Source organism: Staphylococcus sp. HMSC13A10, assembly GCF_001808005.1.
GTDB lineage: Bacteria > Bacillota > Bacilli > Staphylococcales > Staphylococcaceae > Staphylococcus > Staphylococcus pasteuri.
In genome coordinates this window covers 206733-231628 of record NZ_KV791823.1, presented here as the reverse complement: position 1 = coordinate 231628, position 24896 = coordinate 206733, and the positions used below count along the sequence as shown (strand labels likewise).

Here is a 24896-nt window from a genome sequence, read left to right as displayed (position 1 = left end):
AAGCTCCTTTAAGTTCTTTTAAAATAAATCCTCCACATAAGGACTATTTATAAGTGCATTATATTTATTAAACTCTAGTAACTTTACCAGATTTTAAAGCACGTGCAGAAACCCAAACTTTTTTAGGTTTTCCGTCAACAAGAATTCTAACTTTTTGAAGGTTAGCGTTCCATCTGCGTTTGTTCGCATTTAAAGCGTGTGAACGATTATTACCAGTCGAAGCTTTACGACCTGTTACGTAACATTGTTTACCCATGAAAGTACCTCCTTTAATAAATATAAATACACGTCACTACTTATATACTTTATTAAGATATCATAACTTAACGAAATTGGCAATAATTAATTCTGCAAATTAAAATTTAATGGCGCAAACTGTTGATATTTTATGATATAATTGTAAGCTGTGGAGTAATATAGTATGATACTGTAAAGAAATATGAAATTTAAACATTAAAAATTCAAATGATTTACTAATATTAATTATTAAAATTTAGCAATGAGATTGCTTAATTATATGAGAATCGCAACATATAACTTTATTTTTCAGGAGGAATATTAATATGACATTAGAAATTTCAAATGATTACGGTAAAATTGATATTTCGAATGAAGTCATCGCCTCTGTTGTAGGCGGTAAAGCTGTTGAATGTTACGGCATAGTTGGTATGTCATCTAGACAACAAGTTAGAGATGGAATTGCTGAAATTTTAGGGCATGACAATTACGCACGCGGTATCAAAGTACGCGAAGAAAACGGAAATGTTGATATAGATATGTATATTATAGTAAGTTATGGTGTGAAAATTTCAGAAGTGGCTAACAATGTTCAGTCAACTGTTAAATATACATTAGAGTCAACACTTAATGTTAAAGTGAATTCAGTTAATATCTTTGTACAAGGTGTTAGATTAAACCAAACGGGCAAAAAGATTTAGGAGGACAACGTGAAATGATTAGCAAAATCAATGGTAAATTGTTTGCCGATATGATAATACAAGGGGCACAAAATTTATCTAATAATGCAGATTTAGTGGATTCGCTTAATGTATATCCAGTACCAGATGGAGATACAGGGACTAATATGAATCTTACAATCACTTCTGGTCGTGAAGAAGTTGAAAATAATTTATCACAAAACATTGGAGAACTAGGTAAAACATTCTCTAAAGGATTATTAATGGGTGCTAGAGGTAATTCTGGTGTTATTTTATCTCAATTATTTAGAGGATTCTGTAAAAATATCGAAACAGAAGCCGAAATTACTGCTCAACAATTAGCTGCTAGTTTGCAGGCTGGTGTTGAAACTGCTTATAAAGCTGTTATGAAACCAGTTGAAGGGACAATTTTAACGGTCGCTAAAGACGCAGCTCAAGCAGCAGTGGATAAAGCTGAAACATCAAATGATTGTATTGAAGTTATGGAATCAACTATTGAAGCAGCTGAAAAATCATTAAATAATACCCCTAATTTACTTGCCGTATTGAAAGAAGTCGGCGTTGTCGATAGTGGTGGTAAAGGTCTATTATCTGTATATGAAGGATTTTTAAAAGGATTAAATGGCGAAACTATAGAAGCATCTAAACCAAAACTAGATACTGATACTTTAGTAAATGATGAACACGATTTCCATGGTGTTATCAATACTGAAGATATCGTCTATGGTTATTGTACTGAAATGATGGTTCGTTTTGGTAAAGATAAGAAACCTTTTAAAGAAGAAGAATTCCGTCAAGATATGAGCGAATTTGGAGATTCCTTATTAGTAATTAATGACGATGAAATTGTTAAAGTTCACGTTCATACGGAATATCCAGGTCAAGTATTTAATTACGGACAACAATATGGTGAATTAATCAAACTGAAAGTTGAAAACATGAGAGAACAACATCGTGAAGTGATCAGAAAAGAAGCAAACAATCATAAACACGAAACACCTCAAACAGTTGAAACAGCAATTATTACTATATCTATGGGTGACGGCATCTCAGAATTATTTAAATCGATGGGTGCAACTCATATCATTAGTGGTGGTCAAACAATGAACCCATCTACGGAAGATATTGTCAAAGTAATTGAACAGTCTGAATGTAAACGTGCTATTATTTTACCAAATAATAAAAATATCTTAATGGCTAGTGAACAAGCAGCTGAAATAGTTGATGCAGAAGCAGTAGTAATCCCTACAAAATCTGTACCACAAGGTATTGCAGCATTATTCCAGTTTGATGCAGATTCTTCATTAGAAGATAATAAAAGCCATATGGTCAATGCATTAGATGTTGTTAAATCAGGTTCTGTAACATTTGCTGTTAGAGATACAAAAATTGATGGCGTTGAAATCAAAAAAGATGAGTTTATGGGTCTTGCTGAAGATAAAATTATAACTTGTGACGCTGATCAATATACAGCTACTAAGCAATTGTTAGAAGCTATGTTAAGTGAAGATAGTGAAATTTTAACTATTATAGCTGGAGAAGATAGTAAGCAACAAATTACGAATCAATTAACTGAATGGGTTGAGTCTACTTATCCTGATGTTGAAATTGAAAACCATAATGGACAACAACCAATATATCAATATTTATTCGCGGTTGAATAAGAGTAATATAGGTAAACTATAAATGATAACGAGATTGAAGTTTTATGCAGAGATAGCTGTATACTTCATTCTCGTTTTATTTTTATATTTAGTAATAAATGATAATAATAAAGTCTAACATAAATATATTATGTAAACTTTAGTTTCGTAATGCGTTTCTATCAACGTTAAGCTGTGTAAATGGTAGAATGGGTTTAATAATCAAAACTCGTTTAATAGAGTAATTTAAATTAAGGTGATCGAATATGGCGAAAGTCAATTTAATAGAAAGTCCGTATCCTTTAAATCAAATAAAAGGCATTGGACCTAAACGTTTGGCTGTGTTACAAGAATTAAATATTAATACTGTGGAAGACCTCGTACTTTATTTACCTACACGTTACGAAGATAATACTGTTATAGATTTAAATGAAGCCGAAGATCAAAGCACAGTGACAGTTCAAGGGGAAGTCTATTCATCTCCAACTGTAGCATTCTTTGGAAGAAATAAGTCTAAATTAACAGTACATATTATGGTCAATCAGATTGCCGTTAAATGCGTCTTTTTTAATCAACCTTATTTAAAAAAGAAAATCGAATTAAATGGTATCGTAACTGTAAAAGGAAAATGGAATCGAGCTAAACAAGAAATTAATGGCAATCGAATGTTTTTTAATCAGCAAGATAATTCGAATGATACGCAACTAGAGCCGGTTTACCGTATTAAAGAAGGCATTAAACAAAAGCAACTTCGAGATAATATTCGCCAATTACTAGATGATGTGGTCATTCATGAATGGTTATCAGATGAATTAAGAACAAAATATAAATTAGAAACATTAGATTACACACTTAAAACGTTACATCATCCAAAAAGTAAACATGATTTGTTAAGAGCACGACGGACATATGCTTTTACAGAATTATTTATGTTTGAATTGCGTATGCAATGGTTGAATAGATTGGAAAAGACCTCAGATGAGGCTATCGAAATAAAATATGATATTCAAAAAGTGAAATCTTTTATAGACTCACTTCCTTTTGAACTTACAGATGCTCAGAAAAGTAGTGTGAATGAAATCTTTAGAGATTTAAAAGCACCTATACGTATGCATAGATTATTACAAGGCGATGTAGGATCAGGTAAAACTGTTGTAGCAGCTATATGTATGTATGCCTTAAAAACGGCTGGATATCAATCTGCATTAATGGTACCAACAGAAATATTAGCTGAACAACATGCAGAAAGTTTAATTGATTTATTCGGAGAAACTATGAACGTAGCCTTGTTAACAGGGTCTGTAAAAGGAAAAAAACGTCGTATTCTACTTGAACAACTTGAAAATGGAACAATTGATTGTCTTATAGGTACACATGCTTTAATACAAGATGATGTAACATTTGAAAATGTTGGTTTGGTTATAACAGATGAACAGCATCGTTTCGGTGTAAATCAACGACAACGTTTAAGAGAAAAAGGTGCTATGACTAATGTATTATTTATGACGGCAACCCCAATTCCAAGAACTTTAGCTATATCAGTATTTGGTGAAATGGACGTTTCATCTATTAAACAATTACCAAAAGGAAGAAAGCCGATTATCACGAGTTGGGCCAAGCATGAACAATATGAACAAGTATTAACTCAAATGACAAGCGAACTTAAAAAAGGAAGACAAGCATATGTGATATGTCCGCTTATAGAAAGCTCAGAACATTTAGAAGATGTACAAAATGTAGTTGAGTTATATGAATCATTACAACAATACTATGGGCAAAATAAAGTAGGGTTATTACATGGTAAATTGACTAATGAGGAAAAAGATGAAGTAATGCATCGATTCAGTCAACATGAGATTGATATTTTAGTTTCTACTACTGTTGTTGAAGTTGGTGTAAATGTACCTAACGCAACATTTATGATGATTTATGATGCAGATCGTTTCGGTTTATCTACACTACATCAATTACGAGGAAGAGTTGGTAGAAGTGAGCATCAAAGTTATTGTGTACTTATAGCTTCACCTAAAACAGAAACAGGTATTGAAAGAATGACTATCATGACACAAACAACGGATGGATTTGAATTAAGTGAACGCGATTTAGAAATGAGAGGTCCAGGAGATTTCTTTGGCGTTAAGCAAAGTGGATTGCCTGACTTCTTAGTTGCAAATATAGTAGAAGATTATAGAATGTTAGAAGTTGCTAGAGATGAAGCTGGTGAATTAATTCAATCAGGAGAATTTTTCAATTCAAATTATGATCATTTAAGACATTTCATTGAAGATAATTTATTAGATATGAGCTTTGATTAATTGTTGGAGTACTATTAAGACGCCATTTTCAATAATCTAAAAACTATTTTAAATATCTATTATAGTTTATTGTTGAGGGATTGAAATAGAAAGTGTTATGATATGTGAGGAATGTTTAAGACTTGGTACTAAAATGAGGGGTGAGATAGTGAAATTAAAGAAAAACGAGCGTAGACAAGCTATTCAACAAGCGATAGATAATAACCCCTTTATTACTGATAATGAACTTTGTGAAATGTTCCAAGTGAGTATACAAACAATTCGACTAGACCGTACACATCTTAATATTCCAGAATTAAGAAAACGTGTTAAGTTAGTGGCAGAACACAATTATGATCAAATTAAATCAATGGAAGCTAATGAAGTTATAGGTGATTTAGTACAGTTGAAACCGAATCATACTGCTACATCAATGATTGAAATTACAACAGATTCAGTTTTTTCGAAATCATCAATAGCTAGAGGTCATATTTTATTTGCACAAGCAAATTCACTGTGTGTAGCACTTATACATAACCCAACAGTTTTAACTCAAGAAAGTAATATTAAATTTCTGGATAAAGTTAAATTAAATGATACAGTGAAAGCTGAAGCAAAAGTAATAAAACAAACAGATAAACATTATTTTATAGAAGTAAACTCTTATGTAAAAGATAATCTAGTATTTAAAGGTAATTTTAAAATGTTCTATATAAGTGAGGATGAATTTAATGGTTAAAATTGCAGTAGACATGATGGGTGGAGACGACGCACCAGGAATCGTATTAGAAGCCGTAAAAAAAGCTGTAGATAATTTTAAAGATTTAGAAATTATTTTATTTGGTGATAAAGACCAATATACTTTAAATCATGGACGTATAGATTTTAGACATTGTTCTGAAAAAATCGAAATGGAAGATGAACCAGTTAGAGCAATTAAACGTAAAAAAGACAGTTCAATGGTTAAAATGGCTGAAGCAGTAAAATCTGGAGAGGCAGATGGTTGTGTATCAGCAGGAAATACAGGCGCATTGATGTCAGCAGGTTTGTTCATTGTTGGAAGAATTAAAGGCGTCTCAAGACCTGCGCTCGTTGTTACTTTACCAACTATTGATGGTAAGGGATTTGTATTTTTAGATGTTGGCGCTAATGCAGACGCTAAGCCTGAACATTTATTGCAATATGCACAATTAGGTAATATATATGCACAAAAAATTAGAGGCATCAAACAACCGTCAGTATCATTATTAAATATTGGTACAGAAGCGGCAAAAGGTAATACACTTACTAAGAAAACTTATGAATTAATGGAAGCGCAACAAGATTTTAACTTTACTGGTAATGTAGAAGCTAAAACATTAATGGACGGTAATGTTGATGTTGTTGTAACCGATGGATTTACAGGTAATATGGTACTTAAAAATTTAGAAGGTACAGCTAAATCAATTGGTAAAATGTTGAAAGAAACATTATTAAGTAGTTTCAAAAATAAATTGGCAGCAGTTGTTCTTAAAAAGGATTTAGATCAATTTGCTTCAAAAATGGATTACTCAGAATATGGTGGTTCTGTTTTATTAGGTTTAGATGGTACTGTTGTAAAAGCACATGGTAGTTCTAATGCTAAAGCATTCTATTCAGCAATTCGCCAAGCAAAAATTGCAGGAGAACAACAAATTGTACAAACTATGAGAGAAATGGTTGGTGATTCAAATGGGTAAAACAGCAATCGTATTCCCTGGACAAGGTGCACAAAAGGTCGGAATGGCTCAAGATTTATATAATGTAGATGACAAAGCTACGACAATTTTGAACCAAGCACAAGCAGCAGTTGATTTTGATTTACTAGAAACAATGTTTACAGATGAAGAAGGTAAATTAGGAGAAACAGAAAATACACAACCTGCATTATTAACACATAGTGTTGCATTATTAGAAACTTTAGAAAATGTAAATGCTGATTTCACTATGGGTCATAGTTTAGGTGAATATTCTAGTTTAGTTGCGAGTGGTGTTCTTTCTTTTGAAGATGCAGTAAAAATCGTTCGTAAACGTGGCGAATTAATGGCCCAAGCATTTCCCAATGGTGTAGGTAGCATGGCAGCAGTATTAGGCTTGGATTATGATGACGTTGATAAAATTTGTAAAGAACTTTCAACAGATGATGAATTAATTGAGCCAGCTAATATTAATTCACCAGGTCAAATTGTAGTATCTGGACATAAATCCTTGATTGATGAGTTAGCTGAAAAAGGAAAGTCTTTAGGTGCTAAACGTGTATTACCATTAGCAGTTTCTGGCCCATTCCATTCTTCAATGATGAACGTAATTGAAGAAGATTTTGCAGCGTATATTAATCAATTCGAATGGCATGAAGCACAATTTCCAGTCGTTCAAAACTACAATGCTGAAGGAGAAACTGATCCAGAAGCAATTAAACATAATATGGTTAAACAACTTTATTCACCAGTTCAATTTATTAAATCAACAGAATGGTTAATAGATCAAGGTGTTGATCATTTTATCGAAATTGGTCCAGGAAAAGTTTTATCAGGTCTTATTAAGAAAATTAATAGAGATGTTAAAATAACTTCAATTCAAACGCTTGAAGATGTGAAAGGATGGAATGAATAATGACAAAAAGTGCATTAGTAACAGGTGCTTCAAGAGGTATTGGTCGTAGTATTGCAATTCAGTTAGCAGAAGAGGGCTACAATGTAGCTGTAAACTATGCTGGCAATCAAGAAAAAGCAGAAGCAGTCGTTTCAGAAATTAAAGCAAAAGGTGTCGAAAGTTTTGCAATTCAAGCTAATGTTGCAAATGGAGACGAAGTTAAAGCTATGATTAAAGAAGTCGTAAGCCAATTTGGTTCTGTCGATGTATTAGTTAATAATGCAGGTATCACACGTGACAATTTACTTATGCGTATGAAAGAACAAGAATGGGATGACGTTATCGACACAAACTTAAAAGGTGTCTTTAATTGTATTCAAAAAGTTACGCCTCAAATGTTAAGACAACGTAGTGGTTCAATTATCAACTTATCAAGTGTTGTTGGAGCAGTTGGTAATCCAGGTCAAGCAAACTATGTAGCAACTAAAGCAGGTGTTGTAGGATTAACTAAATCAGCTGCACGTGAGCTAGCTTCAAGAGGTATTACAGTTAATGCAGTAGCACCTGGATTTATTGTTTCAGATATGACAGATGCTTTAAGTGATGACTTAAAAGAACAAATGTTAGGTCAAATTCCATTAGCTCGTTTTGGTGAAGATACTGATATCGCTAATACAGTTGCATTCTTAGCTTCAGACAAAGCTAAATACATTACTGGTCAAACTATCCATGTTAATGGCGGAATGTACATGTAACGATTATGCTCAAATTAGTTGACTTAGTTAAAATTATTGAACACATTAGTTAAAACTAATGTGTAATTATCACTAAACTATTAAAATAGTAGTGATACTTTATAGTCAACCTTGCGGGTGCCGGGGCCCCAACACAGAGATTTTCGAAAAGAAAATCGCCGGACAACGCAAGTTGGGGCGATTAGTATTAAGGAACGCCTGAGCTAAAGCTCATGTTCACAGTAGTTGACTGTTCACTAATTGCGTTAAAAACTTATTAGTAAACTAGTCAACCTTGTGGGTGCTGGGGCCCCAACACAGGGATTTTCGAAAAGAAAATCGTCAAACAATGCAAGTTGGGGTTAAACTAAGGAATTGGAAATTCCAGATTTGCTCCCTAAGAAACACTATGCATGAAATGCAAGTGACGCAGTAGTTGTCTGACCAATCATTTCACAAAGTTCATGATTGATCTAGTCAACCTTGCGGGTGCAAGACAACGAAATCAGTAGAATTTCTGTCTTGCGACCAAATTCTACTTGTATTTTAGAATCTAAAATGGGAAAATATAATAGTCTATGGATAGACGCTTTTAAAGGAGGTGAATCGACGTGGAAAACTTCGATAAAGTAAAAGATATCATCGTTGACCGTTTAGGTGTAGATGCTGATAAAGTAACTGAAGATGCATCTTTCAAAGATGATTTAGGCGCTGACTCACTTGATATCGCTGAATTAGTAATGGAATTAGAAGATGAATTTGGTACTGAAATTCCTGATGAAGAAGCTGAAAAAATCAACACTGTTGGTGATGCTGTTAAATTCATCAATAGTCTTGAAAAATAATAAACCTATATCTGAGTCGTCTTTGTGTCGGCTCAGATTTTTTCTTTTGTTTTATTGCAATTTCACGTAAAATTATAGTTAACGCATCATTAATTGAGGAGGTAAGATTTATGACCAATCATAAAAAGACAGAGATGGTTAATCAATTTCGAAAACAATTTGCACAAAAGATGCAAGAGTTAGGTTTTGAATATCAAAATATAGATTTATATCAACAAGCGTTTTCACATTCTAGTTTCATCAATGATTTTAATATGGATCGTTTAGCTCATAATGAACGTTTAGAATTTTTAGGTGATGCGGTATTAGAATTGACGGTTTCACGTTATTTATTTGATAAACACCCAGATTTACCAGAGGGTAATTTAACAAAAATGAGAGCGACTATCGTATGTGAGCCTTCACTTGTAATATTTGCAAATAAAATTAAATTAAATGAACTCATCTTGTTAGGAAAAGGTGAAGAAAAAACTGGAGGTAGAACTAGACCTTCCCTTATTTCTGATGCTTTTGAGGCATTTGTTGGTGCCTTATATTTGGATCAAGGGTTAGATACGGTGTGGAAATTCGCCGAAAAAATTATCTTCCCTTATGTAGAAGATGATGAACTAGATGGAGTTGTAGATTTCAAAACACAATTTCAAGAATTTGTTCATACACAAAACAAAGGTGACGTTACTTATCGTTTGATTAAAGAAGAAGGTCCAGCACATCACCGTTTATTCACTTCCGAAGTGATATTAGAAAAGCAAGCTGTTGCTGAAGGTAAGGGTAAAACTAAGAAAGAATCTGAACAAAAAGCAGCTGAACGTGCCTATAAAATGATGAAGAACAAATAATGTTACGACATACAAATACATCCAATAGAGATTAACGTTATGTGATTTGTATAAGTTGAATACTGATGCAATCAACATGAATATGCATCAAACAATAAGTTGATTTCGAAGTAAGAATCAACGTGGATTTGGATAAGGAGAATAGCATGGTTTATTTAAAATCAATAGATGCCGTAGGATTTAAGTCATTTGCAGACCATACTGATGTTCAGTTTGATAAAGGTGTTACAGCAATTGTTGGTCCAAATGGTAGCGGTAAAAGTAATATTACTGATGCGATTAAATGGGTTTTAGGTGAACAATCTGCAAAATCACTTCGTGGTTCTAAGATGGAAGATATTATTTTTTCTGGTGCAGAACATCGCAAACCCCAAAATTATGCAGAAGTTAAATTAAAATTAGATAATCATTCAAAAAAATTACAAATTGATGCTGAAGAAGTTGAAGTCACACGACGTTTATATCGTAGTGGTGAAAGTGAGTATTATTTAAATAATGATCGTGCACGATTAAAAGATATTATTGATTTGTTCTTAGATTCTGGGTTAGGTAAAGAGGCATTTTCGATTATTTCTCAAGGTAGAGTTGATGAAATTTTAAATGCAAAGCCAATAGATCGAAGACAAATTATCGAAGAATCAGCAGGAGTTTTAAAATATAAAAAACGTAAAGCTGAATCCGTTCAAAAATTAGATCATACTGAAGATAATTTAACACGTGTTGAAGACATTCTATATGATTTAGAAGGACGCGTTGAACCTTTAAGAGAAGAAGCGGCTATAGCGAAAGAATACAAACAATTATCATCAGAAATGGAGAAAAGTGATGTAATTGTTACTGTCCATGATATTGATCAATATACAAAAGATAACGCTCAACTAGACGAACAACTTAATGATTTAAAAGGTAAACAAGCAAATAAAGAGGCTGAACAAAGTCAAATTAATCAATTATTGCAAAAGCATAAAGGTAAACGTCAAGAGTTAGACCAACAGATTGAACAATTAAACTATAACCTAGTCAAGGCAACTGAAGAATTTGAAAAATACTCTGGTCAACTTAATGTATTGGAAGAACGTAAAAAGAATCAGTCAGAAACTAATGCAAGATTTGAAGAAGAACAAGACAACTTACAGACTCAATTAGAAAATGTTCAACAGGAAAAAGAAGAAGCAATTCATACATTAAATCAATTAAAACAGAAACAAAAAGAATTAAATAAAGAAGTACAGACACTTGAATCTAAATTATATGTTTCTGATGAACAACATGATGAAAAATTAGAAGAAATAAAGAACCAATATTATGAGTTGATGTCTAAACAGTCAGACGTGAATAATGATATTCGTTTTTTAGAGCATACTATTAATGAAAATGAAGCTAAAAAATCAAGGCTTGATTCTAGATTAGTTGAAGCTTTTAATCAATTGAAAGAAATACAAAATAACATTTCAAATACTGAAAAAGATTATAATCAAACTCTGAAAGAAATGAAAAAGACTGAACAACAAATCAAAGAAGTAGAGAAACAATTGACTCAATCGAAACAACACCAGTCTGAATTTGAAAATAAATTGTATCAAGCTTATCGTTATAACGAGAAATTAAAATCTCGTATTGATAGTTTAGCAACACAAGAAGAGGATTATACGTATTTCTTTAATGGCGTAAAACATATATTAAAAGCTAAAGGTAAAGAATTAAGTGGTATTCATGGTGCTGTAGCAGAAGTTATTGACGTTCCATCCCATTTAACACAGGCTATCGAAACAGCTTTAGGTGCATCATTACAACACATTATAGTTGAAGATGAGAAAGATGGACGCCAAGCAATACAGTTTTTAAAACAGCGCAGTTTAGGGAGAGCAACATTTCTACCGTTAAATGTAATTCAACCGCGTTATTTAGCTTCAGATATCAAATCAACAGCACAATCTTCAGAAGGATTTGTGAATATTGCTTCAGATGCTGTTAAGGTATCGTCTCAATATAAAAACATTGTCGAGAATTTATTGGGTAATACAATTATAGTTGAAGACTTAAAGCATGCTAATGACTTAGCGAGATCAATTCGCTATCGTACAAGAATTGTTACACTTGATGGAGATGTAGTTAACCCTGGTGGTTCTATGACAGGTGGTGGCGCTCGTAAAACAAAAAGCATCTTGTCTCAAAAAGATGAACTTACAACAATGCGCAAGCAATTAGCAGATTATCAACAACAGACTCAAGAATTTGAAAAACAATTTCAAGCCCATCAATCTCATTCTGAAAAATTAAGTGAACAATATTTTGATATCAGTCAAAGTTATAATACTTTGAAAGAAAAAGCACATGGCTATGAATTAGAACTTGATCGTCTGAAGAAACAAGAAGCACATCTTAAAGATGAACATGAAGAATTTGAATTTGAAAAAAATGATGGTTATCAAAGTGATAAGAGTAAAGAAACACTCGAACAAAAGCAACAACATTTAGCTGAAATTAAAGCAGAATTAAAACAACTTGAAGAAGATATCGAGCGTTATACAAAATTATCCAAAGAAGGTAAAGCATCTACTACACAAACACAACAACAACTGCATCAAAAACAATCAGATTTAGCAGTAGTCAAAGAGCGTATTAAAGCTCAACAACAAGACATCGAACGTTTAGATAAACAATTACAAAGTACAGAACAACAACTTGATACTATTAAAGAAAAAATAGAATTATTTAATTCAGATGAAATGATGGGTGAGCAAGCGTTTGATAAAATCCGAACACAAATTAAGGATAAAGAACGTGAAAGAACTGAATTAAATCAGCAACTAGATCAAGTTAAACAACAACGAGTTGACTTAAATCAAATGATTGAAGACAATGATAATAATCTTCAAGAATGCCACCAAGATTTATTGTCTATCGAAAATCATTACCAAGATATTAAAGCAAATCAATCTAAATTAGATGTATTAATCAATCATGCTATCGATCATCTTAATGATGAATATCAACTTACGGTAGAAAGAGCACGTACACTTTATGACAATGATGAAGAGATCGATTCTTTACGTAAAAAGGTTAAATTAACAAAAATGTCCATTGATGAATTAGGCCCAGTTAATTTAAATGCAATTGAACAATTTGAAGAATTAAATGAACGTTATACTTTCTTAAATGAACAACGAACAGATTTGCGTGAGGCAAAATCTACATTAGAACAAATTATTAATGAAATGGATAAAGAAGTAGAAGGACGATTTAAAGAGACGTTTCACGCTGTTCAAAATCATTTTAGTAATGTGTTTAAACAACTGTTCGGCGGTGGTAAGGCTGAGTTACAACTCACTGAAGATGACTATCTAGCAGCTGGCGTTGATATTATCGTGCAACCACCTGGCAAAAAATTACAACATTTATCATTATTAAGTGGTGGAGAGCGTGCATTAAGCGCAATAGCTTTATTATTCGCTATTTTAAAAGTAAGGTCAGCCCCATTTGTAATCTTAGATGAGGTCGAAGCGGCATTGGATGAAGCAAATGTAATCAGATATGCTCAATATCTCAATGAGTTATCTGATCAAACGCAATTCATTGTGATTACGCACCGTAAAGGAACGATGGAATTTTCAGATCGTTTGTATGGTGTTACGATGCAAGAATCAGGAGTATCTAAATTAGTAAGTGTTAACCTAAATACAATAGATGAGGTTATGAAGGAGGAAGAAGCATGAGCTTTTTTAAACGCTTAAAAGATAAATTTTCAGGATCGAGTGAAAAAGATATAGAAAAAGAATTATCCAATGAGGAAGAAATTGATGAGTCTTCGAAAAAGACTGACGATTCACAACAAGGGTTACAAAATGAAATTGAAGAAGAAAAACCTAAAAAGAAACCTAAAAAGTTAAGTGAAGCTGACTTTGATGAAGATGGATTAATTTCAATTGAAGATTTTGAAGAAATAGAAGCACAAAAAATCGGAGTGAAATTTAAAGCTGGATTAGAAAAATCTCGTGAAAATTTCCAAGAACAGTTAAATAACTTAATAGCGCGTTATAGAAAAGTTGATGAAGAATTCTTTGAAGCATTAGAAGAAATATTAATTACAGCTGATGTTGGTTTTAATACGGTAATGCAACTTACTGAAGAGTTACGTGTTGAAGCACAACGTCGTAACATTCAAGAGACAGAAGATTTACGAGAAGTTATCGTAGAAAAAATTGTTGAAATTTATCACCAAGAAGATGATAAATCTGAAGTGATGAATTTAGAAGATGGACGTTTAAATGTTATTTTAATGGTTGGTGTTAATGGTGTAGGTAAAACAACAACAATCGGTAAATTAGCATATCGTTATAAAATGGAAGGTAAAAAAGTAATGCTTGCAGCAGGTGATACTTTTAGAGCGGGCGCTATTGAACAATTAAAAGTTTGGGGCGAACGTGTTGGTGTAGAAGTGATTAGCCAAAGTGAAGGTTCAGATCCTGCAGCTGTAATGTATGATGCAATTAATGCTGCTAAACATAAACAAGTAGACATTTTAATATGTGACACAGCAGGACGTTTACAAAATAAATCTAACCTAATGCAAGAACTTGAAAAAGTTAAACGTGTTATTGGTAGAGCCGTTCCAGACGCGCCACATGAAGCATTACTTTGTTTAGATGCCACAACTGGACAAAATGCATTATCACAAGCTCGTACATTTAAAGAGGTAACAGATGTTTCAGGTATCGTATTAACTAAATTAGATGGTACAGCTAAAGGTGGTATTGTGTTAGCTATTAGAAATGAACTTAAAATACCAGTTAAATATGTAGGTTTAGGTGAAAAATTAGACGACTTGCAACCATTTAATCCCGAAAGTTATGTTTATGGTTTATTTGCAGATATGATTGAACAAAATGAAGAAATTCCAGAAGAAAGTAGTGACGTTTCAGCTGATAATCATGAGGAAAATAATAATGAGCCAAAATGATTTAGTTAAAACGTTACGTATGAATTATCTCTTCGACTTTTATCAGTCACTTTTGACTGATAAACAACGAAATTATCTAGAATTATTTTATTTACAAGATTATGCTTTAAGTGAAATTGCTGATACTTTTAAAGTGAGTAGACAGGCAGTTTATGATAATATAAGAAGAACTGGCGATTTAGTTGAAGATTATGAAGCTAAATTAGGATTATACAAAAGGTTTGAACAACGACGAGATATTTATAATCAAATGAAACAATCTCTTGATAAACCAGAATTATTAAAGCAATATATAGATCAATTAGAAGAATTAGAATAACGATGAGGAGGGAATAATTATGGCATTTGAAGGATTGTCGGATCGCTTACAAGCATCAATGCAAAGAATGCGTGGTAAAGGTAAAGTTACCGAAGCGGATATTAAAGCAATGATGCGAGAAGTGCGTCTTGCATTATTAGAAGCCGACGTTAACTTTAAAGTTGTTAAAGATTTCGTCAAAACTGTTTCAGAACGTGCTTTAGGTTCAGATGTAATGCAGTCATTAACACCTGGACAACAAGTCATTAAAATTGTTCAAGATGAATTGACTAATTTAATGGGTGGCGAAAATTCATCTATCAAAATGGCTAATAAACCACCAACTGTTGTCATGATGGTAGGTTTACAAGGTGCAGGTAAAACAACAACTGCTGGTAAATTAGCGCTTTTAATGCGTAAAAAATATAATAAAAAACCAATGTTAGTTGCTGGAGATATTTACAGACCAGCTGCCATTGACCAATTACAAACAGTAGGTAAACAATTGGATGTACCTGTTTATAGTGAAGGTGACCAAGTTAAACCTCAACAAATTGTTCAAAACGCATTGGCACACGCTAAAGAAGAACATTTAGATTTTGTTATTATTGATACGGCAGGTCGTTTACACATCGATGAAGCATTGATGAATGAACTTCAAGAAGTTAAAGAAATAGCGAAACCTAATGAAATTATGTTGGTTGTTGACGCTATGACTGGTCAAGATGCTGTTAATGTAGCTCAATCATTTGATGATCAATTAGATGTAACGGGTGTAACATTAACTAAGTTAGATGGTGACACTCGTGGTGGTGCTGCGCTATCAATTCGTTCCGTTACTCAAAAACCAATTAAATTTGTAGGTATGAGTGAAAAATTAGATGGTTTAGAACTATTCCATCCAGAACGTATGGCATCTCGTATTTTAGGTATGGGTGATGTACTAAGCTTAATTGAGAAAGCACAACAAGATGTTGATGAAACAAAAGCTAAAGATTTAGAGAAAAAAATGCGAGATTCATCATTTACATTGGATGACTTCTTAGAGCAACTTGATCAGGTTAAAAATCTTGGACCATTGGATGACATAATGAAAATGATTCCAGGTATGAATAAGATGAAAGGATTAGATCAACTTAATATGAGCGATAAACAAATCGACCATATTAAAGCGATTATCCAATCAATGACACCTAGTGAAAGAGAAAATCCAGCAATGTTAAATGTATCACGTAAAAAGCGTATCGCTAAAGGTTCAGGACGTTCATTACAAGAAGTGAATCGTTTAATGAAACAATTTAACGACATGAAGAAAATGATGAAACAATTTACTGGTGGCGGTAAAGGTAAAAAAGCAAAACGTAATCAAATGCAAAATATGCTAAAAGGCATGAATTTACCTTTCTAATATTTTATATATTCCAACAGATTTCAGTCTGTTGGAATTTTTTATGTATGAGGAATGCCTTACCTAATCGTATGTACGATTAGGAACCTATTTATGACAATTCATTTTATGAATTTAGAACAGATATGTTTGAAATATATTGATATAAAGGGATAAAATCTTATATTGGCAGTAGTTGTCTGTATAGAAAATGCGCTTTTTAAGCTTTTTTCTATACTAGTCAACCTTGCCGGGGTGGGACGACGTTAAAGTTGTAATTATTTAAAATTTAGTAAGCTGTTTAATACACATGATTTTGTTTATTGATGTCCCTTGTAAATTAAACTTTAACTGTCCCACTCCCATAACCAACACTAATTTTCTTTCAGAAAAAAGTAACGAAGAGGAACGCCTTAGCTAAAGCTAATGCATAACCAAATCTACAATTCATTTCATGAATTTAGATTTGGTAAAGAAAAATGTCTTTACAAAGTTTTATATACCTGTTATTATTTATTCTTGTAGAAAATAAAAATTGAAATGTTCAAAGGAGAGTTTTATAATGGCAGTTAAAATTCGTTTAACTCGTTTAGGTTCTAAAAGAAACCCATTCTATCGTATCGTAGTTGCAGATGCACGTTCACCACGTGATGGTCGTATCATCGAACAAATCGGTACTTACAACCCAGCACACGTTAATGCTCCAGAAGTGAAAATTGACGAAGAATTAGCATTAAAATGGTTAAAAGACGGTGCTAAACCAACAGATACAGTTCACAATATCTTATCAAGAGAAGGTATTTTGAAAAAATTTGATGACCAAAAACACACTAAATAATTCTAGTCATTATTGACTAATCTATCAATTTAGTTAGGGCGCCATTATTTGGTGCCTTTTTTATTTATATCAATGTCTTACTTATAACAAATCAATAACTAATAACTTTAATCAATGGTAAAGTGATATTATGAAATAAACTTGCAATATAAGGAGGTTAGTATTAATGGAAGTAGAAGTAGGACAAATCGTTAATACTCATGGAATTAAAGGAGAAGTGAAAGTAAAATCTAATTCTGATTTTACAGATACTCGTTTTCAACCAGGAGAAGTGTTAACAGCTAAATTAAATCAAACTGAAAAAGATTTAACTATAACATCATATCGTGTACATAAAGGATTTCATATGTTGAAATTTGAAGGCATTGATAATATCAATGATATCGAATATTTAAAAGGTGCTACGCTTTACCAAGAAAGAGACCATGAAGAAATAGAATTAGAAGAAAATGAATTTTATTATTCTGATATTATAGGTTGTACTGTCTTTGATGATAATGAACAACCTATTGGTAGAATTACAAGTATTTTTGAAACTGGAGCTAACGATGTCTGGGTTGTAAAAGGAGATAAAGAATATTTAATTCCTTATATTGCAGATGTAGTTAAAGTAGTAGATGTTGAAGGTAAAAAAGTGATTATCACGCCAATGGAAGGATTGTTAGATTAATGAAAATTGATTATTTAACACTTTTTCCAGAGATGTTTGATGGCGTGCTTAACCATTCGATACTAAAAAGAGCTCAAGACAAAAATATTATTGAAGTGAATACTATTAATTTTAGAGACTATTCTATCAATAAACACAATCAAGTTGATGATTATCCCTTTGGTGGTGGACAAGGTATGGTCTTAAAGCCTGAGCCAGTGTTTAATGCAATGGAAGACTTAAACAGAACAGATAATACTCGAGTTATTTTAATGTGTCCTCAAGGACGTCCATTTAGCCAAGCAATTGCACAAGAATTAAGTGAAGCAGAGCACATTGTGTTTATCTGTGGCCACTATGAGGGATATGACGAACGTATTAGGGAACATTTAGTCACTGATGAAATATCTATGGGTGATTATGTATTAACAGGTGGGGAATTACCTGCAATGACGATGACAGATGCCATTGTTAGACTCATTCCTGGTGTATTAGGTAATGAACAATCACATCAAGATGATTCATTCTCAGATGGCTTATTGGAATTTCCACAATATACAAGACCACGAGAATTTAAAGGTTTAAAAGTACCAGATGTGTTATTATCAGGTAATCACGCACATATTGATGAGTGGCGTCATGAACAGAAAATTATTCGTACATTAAATAAACGACCAGATTTATTAAAACAATATGATTTGACTGATAAAGATAAAAAAATCATACAAACATATAAAAACCAATTGAAAAACGACTAACGTTGTGCTAACATAATTTAAGTGTGAAAAAGCACTAAAAATCACTATGATCCGCTGCTATACATTTGTCTAGGCAAGAACATAGGTTGAAGGAGAGAATTTATAATGAGTAATCATAAGTTAATCGAAGCAGTAACTAAATCACAATTACGTACAGATTTACCTTCATTCCGTCCTGGTGACACTTTACGTGTACACGTTCGTATCATTGAAGGTTCACGTGAACGTATCCAAGTATTCGAAGGTGTTGTAATCAAACGCCGTGGTGGAGGAATTTCAGAAACTTTCACAGTTCGTAAAATTTCTTCAGTTGTAGGTGTGGAACGTACATTCCCATTACACACTCCAAAAATCGAAAAAATCGAAGTTAAACGTCGCGGTAAAGTACGTCGTGCTAAATTATACTACTTACGTCATTTACGTGGTAAAGCTGCTAGAATCCAAGAAATTCGTTAATCAGCATACTAATAACGTAGTTACGTATGAAGACTATACTTTAGAAAAGCCATTAAGTTATCTTAATATGATAGCTTAATGGCTTTTTGTATGAATGGGTATATATTCGTTTGTGAATACAAATCCTTTAATGTTATTAAAAATCTATACAGAAAGTGTGAGTCCTATCAACTTAAACATTTGATAAGACTCATACTTTTTTAATTTCTTTTATTTAATTTTTTGGTAAATATTATACTGCCGATGATACCAATAATCGAAATAATGATTAATAAGTAAAAATGAGGTGGTGTATAAGTTAGTTTAATCATTTCTTGTCCTTTTTTAACAGGAATCGCTGTCATGATACCATTTGCTTTTTCAACTTTTTCTGTATGACCATCAATAGATGCTTTCATTCCTTTAGCATAAGGTATAGGCATAACTAAATAACCACTGTCATTTTTATCTTTTTTAATTGTATAACCATTTCGTTGTTTATCAATATGCACATGCTTTAATTGTTGGGTACTTTGTTTTAATATTTGATAATTTTCGCCATATATACCTTTAACTTTAATACGGTATTTGCCTTTAGATAATTTTATATTTAAATCATCTGATGATTTAATACGCATTGTGACTGGGCTTACGAATCGACGATATTTATAAGTGAGCTCATTACGGTTTTGACTGTAATCATTTACACCTACTGTATGTTTTTTATCTGGTGATAATAATTCAACATCCATTTCAACGTATAAATCTTTATATTGTTTAGAAATGAATTGAGGTAATTGAAGATGAATGCCTCCATTATTTTTAGTAACTTCAATATGATTATTATCAAGTCGTTTAGCATTAACTAACGTACGTTTAGTATGTGATAACAGATTTGGATTTGAACTGAAAGACGTATTCGATTTATCGTCTTTCTGATTAAATACAACACCTTGAAGCATAGCTTGTTCTTGATCTAAAGGAGATTTTAAATCTTTCGCATCATATATTTTATTTGTAATATGTGCAGCTGGATAACGCATCATATTATGTGAATGAATCCATTGATCACCGCTATCGTTAATTAATGCTTTCTTTTTGAATCCATAAGGGATATTTAAATCATTAGGATGTCTAAGTCGATCTTCTACACCCCATAATGCCATTAAGTTTGCACGATTGCCTAGATAACGATAAGTACTATTTTTATCTACTGGCATATTGATTTGCATTGTCTTATCATAATACTTCAAAATGTCTCCATCAAAAATGCTTGAGTATAAAGAAATCCCATTATAGTGATAAATGAATGGTGAATTTAACCCGTAAAAAGACATGTAATCGATTCTAGACAATGGGTTGGACTGTGATTGTTTAATTTGTTGTATTTTATCGTTTAAAGTATGACCTCTATAGCTAGGATCATTGATATCCTTCATCGTTGATTGATAAGGCTCAATTGTCTTCTTAAAAGTCACATGTTCAATCGCTAATTGTTGTAGAAAAATGAGTAATATTAATAAAAGTTGGAGCCACCATTGATTAGCAAGCATAGGTTTTTTAATGATGAAACCTAATACGACAATAAGTATGATTGATACCGGAATCCAATAAATAGTATGACTTGCTTCCAAAAAGTAAATGATTCCATATAAACTAATAGGTATTGCAACTATTAAGTATTTTTTAAGTGATAATTCACTAATATGCTGTATTAATAATGCAACTAATGCGCTAGAAGATAACGTTAATGCATAAACCCAACGTCTTTGGGGCATTGAAAAACCATTAAATGCACTATCAAAGTATTGTGATAATGAGCCAATCAATAATATCCATGTCACTATGGCAAATAATCTAAAATAATAATGACGATATAATTTGAATGAAAATAAAGCAATAATTGTTATAAAAGTAATCGTTATATAAAATCCATCTGAAAAAATATTAAAATTACTGTTTGTAAGATCTGTCAATAAAGTGATTTCAAATTTAGAATTCTGTGCTCTATCATTGTTAAAAAATGAAGAAAGTCCTGTAAACAATCCAAATATACTGCTTAATACACTTAATATTACAGCAATTAGAAGCATATAGAATTTTTGCCATCTAGTCACAATATCTTTTGGATGCGTCATGATTATTCTATAAATAAAATAAAATCCTAATACGATTGCTTGATAATAACTAAAGTAAAAATTCATAAAAAGGGTCAAACCAATGGCAAATATAAAAAGTCCAATTTTCTTTTCTCTAAAGAAACGTTCCATAGAGAGTAAAGAAAGTGGTAATAGAATTAATAAATTACCATAAAAAGACCATGTAAAATTGTAGTAGATAACAACTGTAGAAATACAATACATTATTGTAGCTAAGATGACTGAAGTAGGTTTGAATTTTAAATATCTAAAGAAATAAAATGTACAAATAAATGTAAGAACGGTTCTAACATACGCCATTATTAATTGGTTTGCAGGCCAAAAATTGATATCGTGTGGGTGCGCTAATCCTATTTTTTCTAAAATCCAAATCCAACCAAAGTTAATCCACATAAGAGGTGACATTGAATAATAATAGGCAAGTCCTTTTACATAATCTCCACCTAAACCAAAGGATTCATCATAGAATCCTTTGAAAGTAGAGAAATGTTCATATAAATACATTTGAAATGGCATCATTTGTCTGAATCCATCTCCATTACCACTAAACACTGTTCCTTTAGTAATAAAAAGATAAATGAAAGGGAGATAAATGCATAGTGATAAAATAGCACTTGCAATGATAATTAATAATAGAAATGAATAAGGATTGGAAGTGATCTTTTTATACATTATGCTTTCTCTTCTTTCTCTTTATAGATTTTAAATATTTAATAAATATCAAACTTACAATCATACTAATTATTGATATAAAAATCATTGTATTCCATAAAGGTGGTTGATATTTAATGATGATCGTTTTGTCATTTTTATTTACTGGAACTCCTGTCATCATGCCATTAGCTTTATAGACTTCTGTTTTTTCACCATCTACGAAAGCTTTCATACCTTTTCTATAAGGAATATTGATGGTCGCAATACCTTTATTATGCTGATCTAAATTGACTTTCACACCATTTTTAATGTCCTGATAATTCATTTTAAAATTTGCATGTTGCTTTGCTTTTTTGAGCGTATCATAATTTTCACCATTTAGGTTTAATAATTGTAAGTTAAATGTACCTTTAGGAGATAATTGAATCGTGATATCGCCATTTTTATCTGGTTGAGCACGGTATAATTGGGTATCTACACCTGTGCGGTATACAGAATCGTTATATAGACGATTGTTATTATATTGATTTACGTTGACCGTATAATTGCTATCTGGAACACCTCTTTTGATCTTCATCGTTAAGTAAAAATCAGTATATTGAGTTCTTAATTTTTTAGGAATATGAAGTTTAATATGTCCTGTATTTTGAGTAACTTTAATATTATGATGCTTTAATTTAGAAATATTGTCGCTTGAAATTTTCACTCTGTTTAGTAAATTATCTGCTTTTTTATGATAGTTTTGTCCTTTTTTATTTAAAACAACACCATCTAACATGGCATGTTCACGGTCAATTGGTGTTTTTAAAGACTTTTCATTAAAAACGTTATCTGTAACTTTAACTGAAGGCAGATTTAGCGTGTTTTCATAAATTGAATATTGTCCTGCTTTTTTAACCTTTTTAAAGTAGCTCGGGACATTATCTTGATATTCTTTCAACATGAGATAACGAATGGAGAAAAGACTAGCTATATTTTGTCTACCATTTGTAGATTGATACCTACTTAATGATTCCTCTGCTAAGTTAATTTTTAAATCATCATAATAATCATCTAGAATATTGTGATGGAAAATGCTTGAATATAGGCTCAATCCTTTGAAATTTTGATACATAGGTGTATTATCTTGCTCATTAACTCTCCAATCGATACGCTCATCCTCACGTTTAGATGATTTCATTTGATTAACTAGTGATCTTTGTAAATCTGAACTATACATATTTGAATTTAAGTAGAACGTATTAGCTCTATCCTTATGATCTTCAAAATAAATTTGATTTTTAATAAATACAAATGACACCATGATATTTAATAAAGCTATAGCAACAATATATAAATATGATAATTTAATACGGCTTGTTTTATCATTGAGAACTAAAATCAACAATCCTATAAGAGAAACTATAGGTACAAATATCATCCATGCAACATAAGTATGATAGGCGAAGGCACTAGTAAATACGACGCTTTGCGCAATAATATTTGTTAGAAGATAAGATTTAATTTTTACAGTTTTAAAATATTTAACATAAAGTCCTATTAACATAGCTGAATTAAATGCAATGATAAACTGCCATCTTTTTTGTGGGGCAGAGAATCCATTAAATAACTGGTCTATGAACGGTACAAAATTAAATAAAATAAATACAAAAGTTAGAATAGCAAATAAACGATAATAAAAATGTTTATATAATTTAAAGGATAAAATAGCTTGAATCGTAATAAATAAAATGACAATAAGATAATTATCAAAAAATAAATTTGTATTTGCATCTAGATGTTCAAAACGAGGCACTTTTCCTGTAAATGGAATACGTCGATTACCTAAATAACCTTGCACACTATGATAGAAAATAAATAAGCTATTTCCTAAAGATAAGATCCCACTTATGATGAAAATCAAAAATGCTTGTTTACGTGAAACTTTATCATTGTCATGTTTAAACAAGATTCGAATGATAATATATCCTGCACCGATAATGAGTAAGTAATAAGCAAAGTAAAAATTATTAATTAATATCAATGTCATTGATGTTATAAATAAACCTATTTTTTTAGTTTTAAAAAATCGTTCAATCGAATATAACAATAATGGCATCCAAATAAATACATCACTGAAAAACGGCCAGTATACTGTAAATCTGAAATACAAAGGTGAAATTACAAATAAAAATGCCATTAACATGCTAATGATGTGATTTTTTGTTAAGTGCTTTGCATATAAATATGTACAATAAAGCGCTAAACTTGCTTTGAAAATTGAAACGATAAGCGCATTGTTCATCCAAAATAATAATTGTGTAGTATCAATATGTATGAATAGCTTTAATAGCATAATTACTAAAACATTGATAATGAATATAATATTGGTTGAAAAGTAATAACTTAAATCTGTAAAGAAATCTCCACCTATTCCAAAGTCAGATGAATAAAACCAATTACCATGACTCCATTGATTAAATAAGTACATCTGGATAGGTACCATTTGTTCCATACCATCATTAGGTCCAGTAAATAGTATGCCGTCATGATAGAATTTATAAATAACATAACTATGACCAATTAATGATAGAAAGAAGAAAATAAGTGAGTATTTGAGAAATTTTTTCATGACTGACTCCTACTCCATATATTTATCTTGATTATAATTTTTTATGACTATTCCCAAATTGTAGGGGATAGTAATGACGATGAAAAGTATTTATACTTTAATTTAAACTATTTTACAGAATCTTAAAGTATAGAATCGCTAAAATATTTAAAAACAAGTTATTATAGTTCGCGTGTTAAACTAAACCTAGTTTATGAGAAGATGTTAGAGTATAATTTATACAATGTAAAAGATGAAAAGTATT

General features: G+C 31.5%; 20 protein-coding genes. 17 read left to right on the top strand and 3 right to left on the bottom strand.

The window, feature by feature from the left end:
• Window positions 1-67: 67 nt before the first annotated feature.
• A complete protein-coding gene (gene rpmB, locus HMPREF3125_RS01080) occupies window positions 68-256 on the bottom strand; it encodes a 50S ribosomal protein L28 (RefSeq protein ID WP_002435210.1) in 189 nt (62 codons plus the stop codon).
• Between the two features lie 307 nt (window positions 257-563).
• Here rpmB and HMPREF3125_RS01075 point away from each other — a divergent pair, with 307 nt between their 5' ends.
• From HMPREF3125_RS01075 to rplS, 17 genes are all read left to right on the top strand, one after another.
• On the top strand, window positions 564-938 hold the full coding sequence (locus HMPREF3125_RS01075; protein WP_017637132.1) for an Asp23/Gls24 family envelope stress response protein: 375 nt from the start codon (window positions 564-566) through the stop codon (window positions 936-938).
• 14 nt (window positions 939-952) lie between these two features.
• A complete protein-coding gene (gene fakA / locus HMPREF3125_RS01070) occupies window positions 953-2602 on the top strand; it encodes a fatty acid kinase catalytic subunit FakA (RefSeq protein ID WP_070451370.1) in 1650 nt (549 codons plus the stop codon).
• A 245-nt stretch (window positions 2603-2847) separates the two neighbouring features.
• Window positions 2848-4896 carry an ATP-dependent DNA helicase RecG gene (gene recG / locus HMPREF3125_RS01065; RefSeq protein WP_070451368.1) on the top strand — a complete coding sequence of 683 codons (2049 nt, stop codon included), beginning with the start codon at window positions 2848-2850 and terminating at the stop codon, window positions 4894-4896.
• A gap of 148 nt (window positions 4897-5044) precedes the next feature.
• Entirely contained in the window at window positions 5045-5614 is a 570-nt protein-coding gene (gene fapR, locus HMPREF3125_RS01060) for a transcription factor FapR (protein ID WP_017637129.1), read from the top strand.
• Window positions 5607-6593 carry a phosphate acyltransferase PlsX gene (gene plsX / locus HMPREF3125_RS01055; RefSeq protein ID WP_070451366.1) on the top strand — a complete coding sequence of 329 codons (987 nt, stop codon included), beginning with the start codon at window positions 5607-5609 and terminating at the stop codon, window positions 6591-6593. Before fapR ends, plsX begins: the two co-directional genes overlap by 8 nt.
• Window positions 6586-7506 carry an ACP S-malonyltransferase gene (gene fabD, locus HMPREF3125_RS01050; protein WP_070451364.1) on the top strand — a complete coding sequence of 307 codons (921 nt, stop codon included), beginning with the start codon at window positions 6586-6588 and terminating at the stop codon, window positions 7504-7506. Before plsX ends, fabD begins: the two co-directional genes overlap by 8 nt.
• Window positions 7506-8240, top strand: coding sequence for a 3-oxoacyl-[acyl-carrier-protein] reductase (gene fabG / locus HMPREF3125_RS01045; RefSeq protein ID WP_029055455.1), 735 nt, complete (start codon window positions 7506-7508; stop codon window positions 8238-8240). The genes fabD and fabG overlap by 1 nt, the downstream gene beginning before the upstream one ends.
• Window positions 8241-8830: 590 nt before the next feature.
• Entirely contained in the window at window positions 8831-9064 is a 234-nt protein-coding gene (locus tag HMPREF3125_RS01040; protein WP_000426914.1) for an acyl carrier protein, read from the top strand.
• 110 nt (window positions 9065-9174) lie between these two features.
• Window positions 9175-9903, top strand: coding sequence for a ribonuclease III (gene rnc / locus HMPREF3125_RS01035; RefSeq protein ID WP_017637125.1), 729 nt, complete (start codon window positions 9175-9177; stop codon window positions 9901-9903).
• Between the two features lie 146 nt (window positions 9904-10049).
• Window positions 10050-13619 carry a chromosome segregation protein SMC gene (gene smc, locus HMPREF3125_RS01030; RefSeq protein WP_070451362.1) on the top strand — a complete coding sequence of 1190 codons (3570 nt, stop codon included), beginning with the start codon at window positions 10050-10052 and terminating at the stop codon, window positions 13617-13619.
• On the top strand, window positions 13616-14863 hold the full coding sequence (ftsY, locus tag HMPREF3125_RS01025) for a signal recognition particle-docking protein FtsY (RefSeq protein WP_070451360.1): 1248 nt from the start codon (window positions 13616-13618) through the stop codon (window positions 14861-14863). The genes smc and ftsY overlap by 4 nt, the downstream gene beginning before the upstream one ends.
• Window positions 14850-15182, top strand: a complete 333-nt coding sequence (locus HMPREF3125_RS01020) for a putative DNA-binding protein (protein WP_046466606.1) — start codon at window positions 14850-14852, stop codon at window positions 15180-15182. The genes ftsY and HMPREF3125_RS01020 overlap by 14 nt, the downstream gene beginning before the upstream one ends.
• A 19-nt stretch (window positions 15183-15201) precedes the next feature.
• Window positions 15202-16569, top strand: a complete 1368-nt coding sequence (gene ffh, locus HMPREF3125_RS01015; RefSeq protein WP_029055452.1) for a signal recognition particle protein — start codon at window positions 15202-15204, stop codon at window positions 16567-16569.
• 541 nt (window positions 16570-17110) lie between these two features.
• The gene (rpsP, locus tag HMPREF3125_RS01010) at window positions 17111-17386 is read left to right on the top strand and encodes a 30S ribosomal protein S16 (RefSeq protein ID WP_017637120.1); all 276 of its coding nucleotides are present in this window, start codon (window positions 17111-17113) and stop codon (window positions 17384-17386) included.
• Window positions 17387-17552: 166 nt separating this feature from the next.
• The gene (gene rimM, locus HMPREF3125_RS01005) at window positions 17553-18056 is read left to right on the top strand and encodes a ribosome maturation factor RimM (protein WP_070451358.1); all 504 of its coding nucleotides are present in this window, start codon (window positions 17553-17555) and stop codon (window positions 18054-18056) included.
• On the top strand, window positions 18056-18793 hold the full coding sequence (gene trmD, locus HMPREF3125_RS01000) for a tRNA (guanosine(37)-N1)-methyltransferase TrmD (protein WP_029055451.1): 738 nt from the start codon (window positions 18056-18058) through the stop codon (window positions 18791-18793). Before rimM ends, trmD begins: the two co-directional genes overlap by 1 nt.
• 105 nt (window positions 18794-18898) lie before the next feature.
• On the top strand, window positions 18899-19249 hold the full coding sequence (gene rplS / locus HMPREF3125_RS00995) for a 50S ribosomal protein L19 (RefSeq protein ID WP_070451355.1): 351 nt from the start codon (window positions 18899-18901) through the stop codon (window positions 19247-19249).
• A gap of 200 nt (window positions 19250-19449) precedes the next feature.
• Here rplS and HMPREF3125_RS00990 read toward each other — a convergent pair whose 3' ends face one another.
• Both HMPREF3125_RS00990 and HMPREF3125_RS00985 read right to left on the bottom strand, forming a co-directional pair.
• Complete coding sequence (locus tag HMPREF3125_RS00990; protein ID WP_070451353.1) at window positions 19450-22059, bottom strand: YfhO family protein; 2610 nt, start codon at window positions 22057-22059, stop codon at window positions 19450-19452.
• On the bottom strand, window positions 22052-24652 hold the full coding sequence (locus HMPREF3125_RS00985; protein ID WP_070451352.1) for a YfhO family protein: 2601 nt from the start codon (window positions 24650-24652) through the stop codon (window positions 22052-22054). Before HMPREF3125_RS00985 ends, HMPREF3125_RS00990 begins: the two co-directional genes overlap by 8 nt.
• Between the last annotated feature and the right edge of the window lie 244 nt (window positions 24653-24896).

Coding starts and splice junctions, on each gene's coding strand:
- rpmB (WP_002435210.1), bottom strand. CDS start 256: ATGGGTAAACAATGTTACGTAACAGGTCGTAAAGCTTCGACTGGTAAT.
- HMPREF3125_RS01075 (WP_017637132.1), top strand. CDS start 564: ATGACATTAGAAATTTCAAATGATTACGGTAAAATTGATATTTCGAAT.
- fakA (WP_070451370.1), top strand. CDS start 953: ATGATTAGCAAAATCAATGGTAAATTGTTTGCCGATATGATAATACAA.
- recG (WP_070451368.1), top strand. CDS start 2,848: ATGGCGAAAGTCAATTTAATAGAAAGTCCGTATCCTTTAAATCAAATA.
- plsX (WP_070451366.1), top strand. CDS start 5,607: ATGGTTAAAATTGCAGTAGACATGATGGGTGGAGACGACGCACCAGGA.
- fabD (WP_070451364.1), top strand. CDS start 6,586: ATGGGTAAAACAGCAATCGTATTCCCTGGACAAGGTGCACAAAAGGTC.
- fabG (WP_029055455.1), top strand. CDS start 7,506: ATGACAAAAAGTGCATTAGTAACAGGTGCTTCAAGAGGTATTGGTCGT.
- rnc (WP_017637125.1), top strand. CDS start 9,175: ATGACCAATCATAAAAAGACAGAGATGGTTAATCAATTTCGAAAACAA.
- smc (WP_070451362.1), top strand. CDS start 10,050: ATGGTTTATTTAAAATCAATAGATGCCGTAGGATTTAAGTCATTTGCA.
- ftsY (WP_070451360.1), top strand. CDS start 13,616: ATGAGCTTTTTTAAACGCTTAAAAGATAAATTTTCAGGATCGAGTGAA.
- HMPREF3125_RS01020 (WP_046466606.1), top strand. CDS start 14,850: ATGAGCCAAAATGATTTAGTTAAAACGTTACGTATGAATTATCTCTTC.
- ffh (WP_029055452.1), top strand. CDS start 15,202: ATGGCATTTGAAGGATTGTCGGATCGCTTACAAGCATCAATGCAAAGA.
- rpsP (WP_017637120.1), top strand. CDS start 17,111: ATGGCAGTTAAAATTCGTTTAACTCGTTTAGGTTCTAAAAGAAACCCA.
- rimM (WP_070451358.1), top strand. CDS start 17,553: ATGGAAGTAGAAGTAGGACAAATCGTTAATACTCATGGAATTAAAGGA.
- trmD (WP_029055451.1), top strand. CDS start 18,056: ATGAAAATTGATTATTTAACACTTTTTCCAGAGATGTTTGATGGCGTG.
- rplS (WP_070451355.1), top strand. CDS start 18,899: ATGAGTAATCATAAGTTAATCGAAGCAGTAACTAAATCACAATTACGT.
- HMPREF3125_RS00990 (WP_070451353.1), bottom strand. CDS start 22,059: ATGTATAAAAAGATCACTTCCAATCCTTATTCATTTCTATTATTAATT.
- HMPREF3125_RS00985 (WP_070451352.1), bottom strand. CDS start 24,652: ATGAAAAAATTTCTCAAATACTCACTTATTTTCTTCTTTCTATCATTA.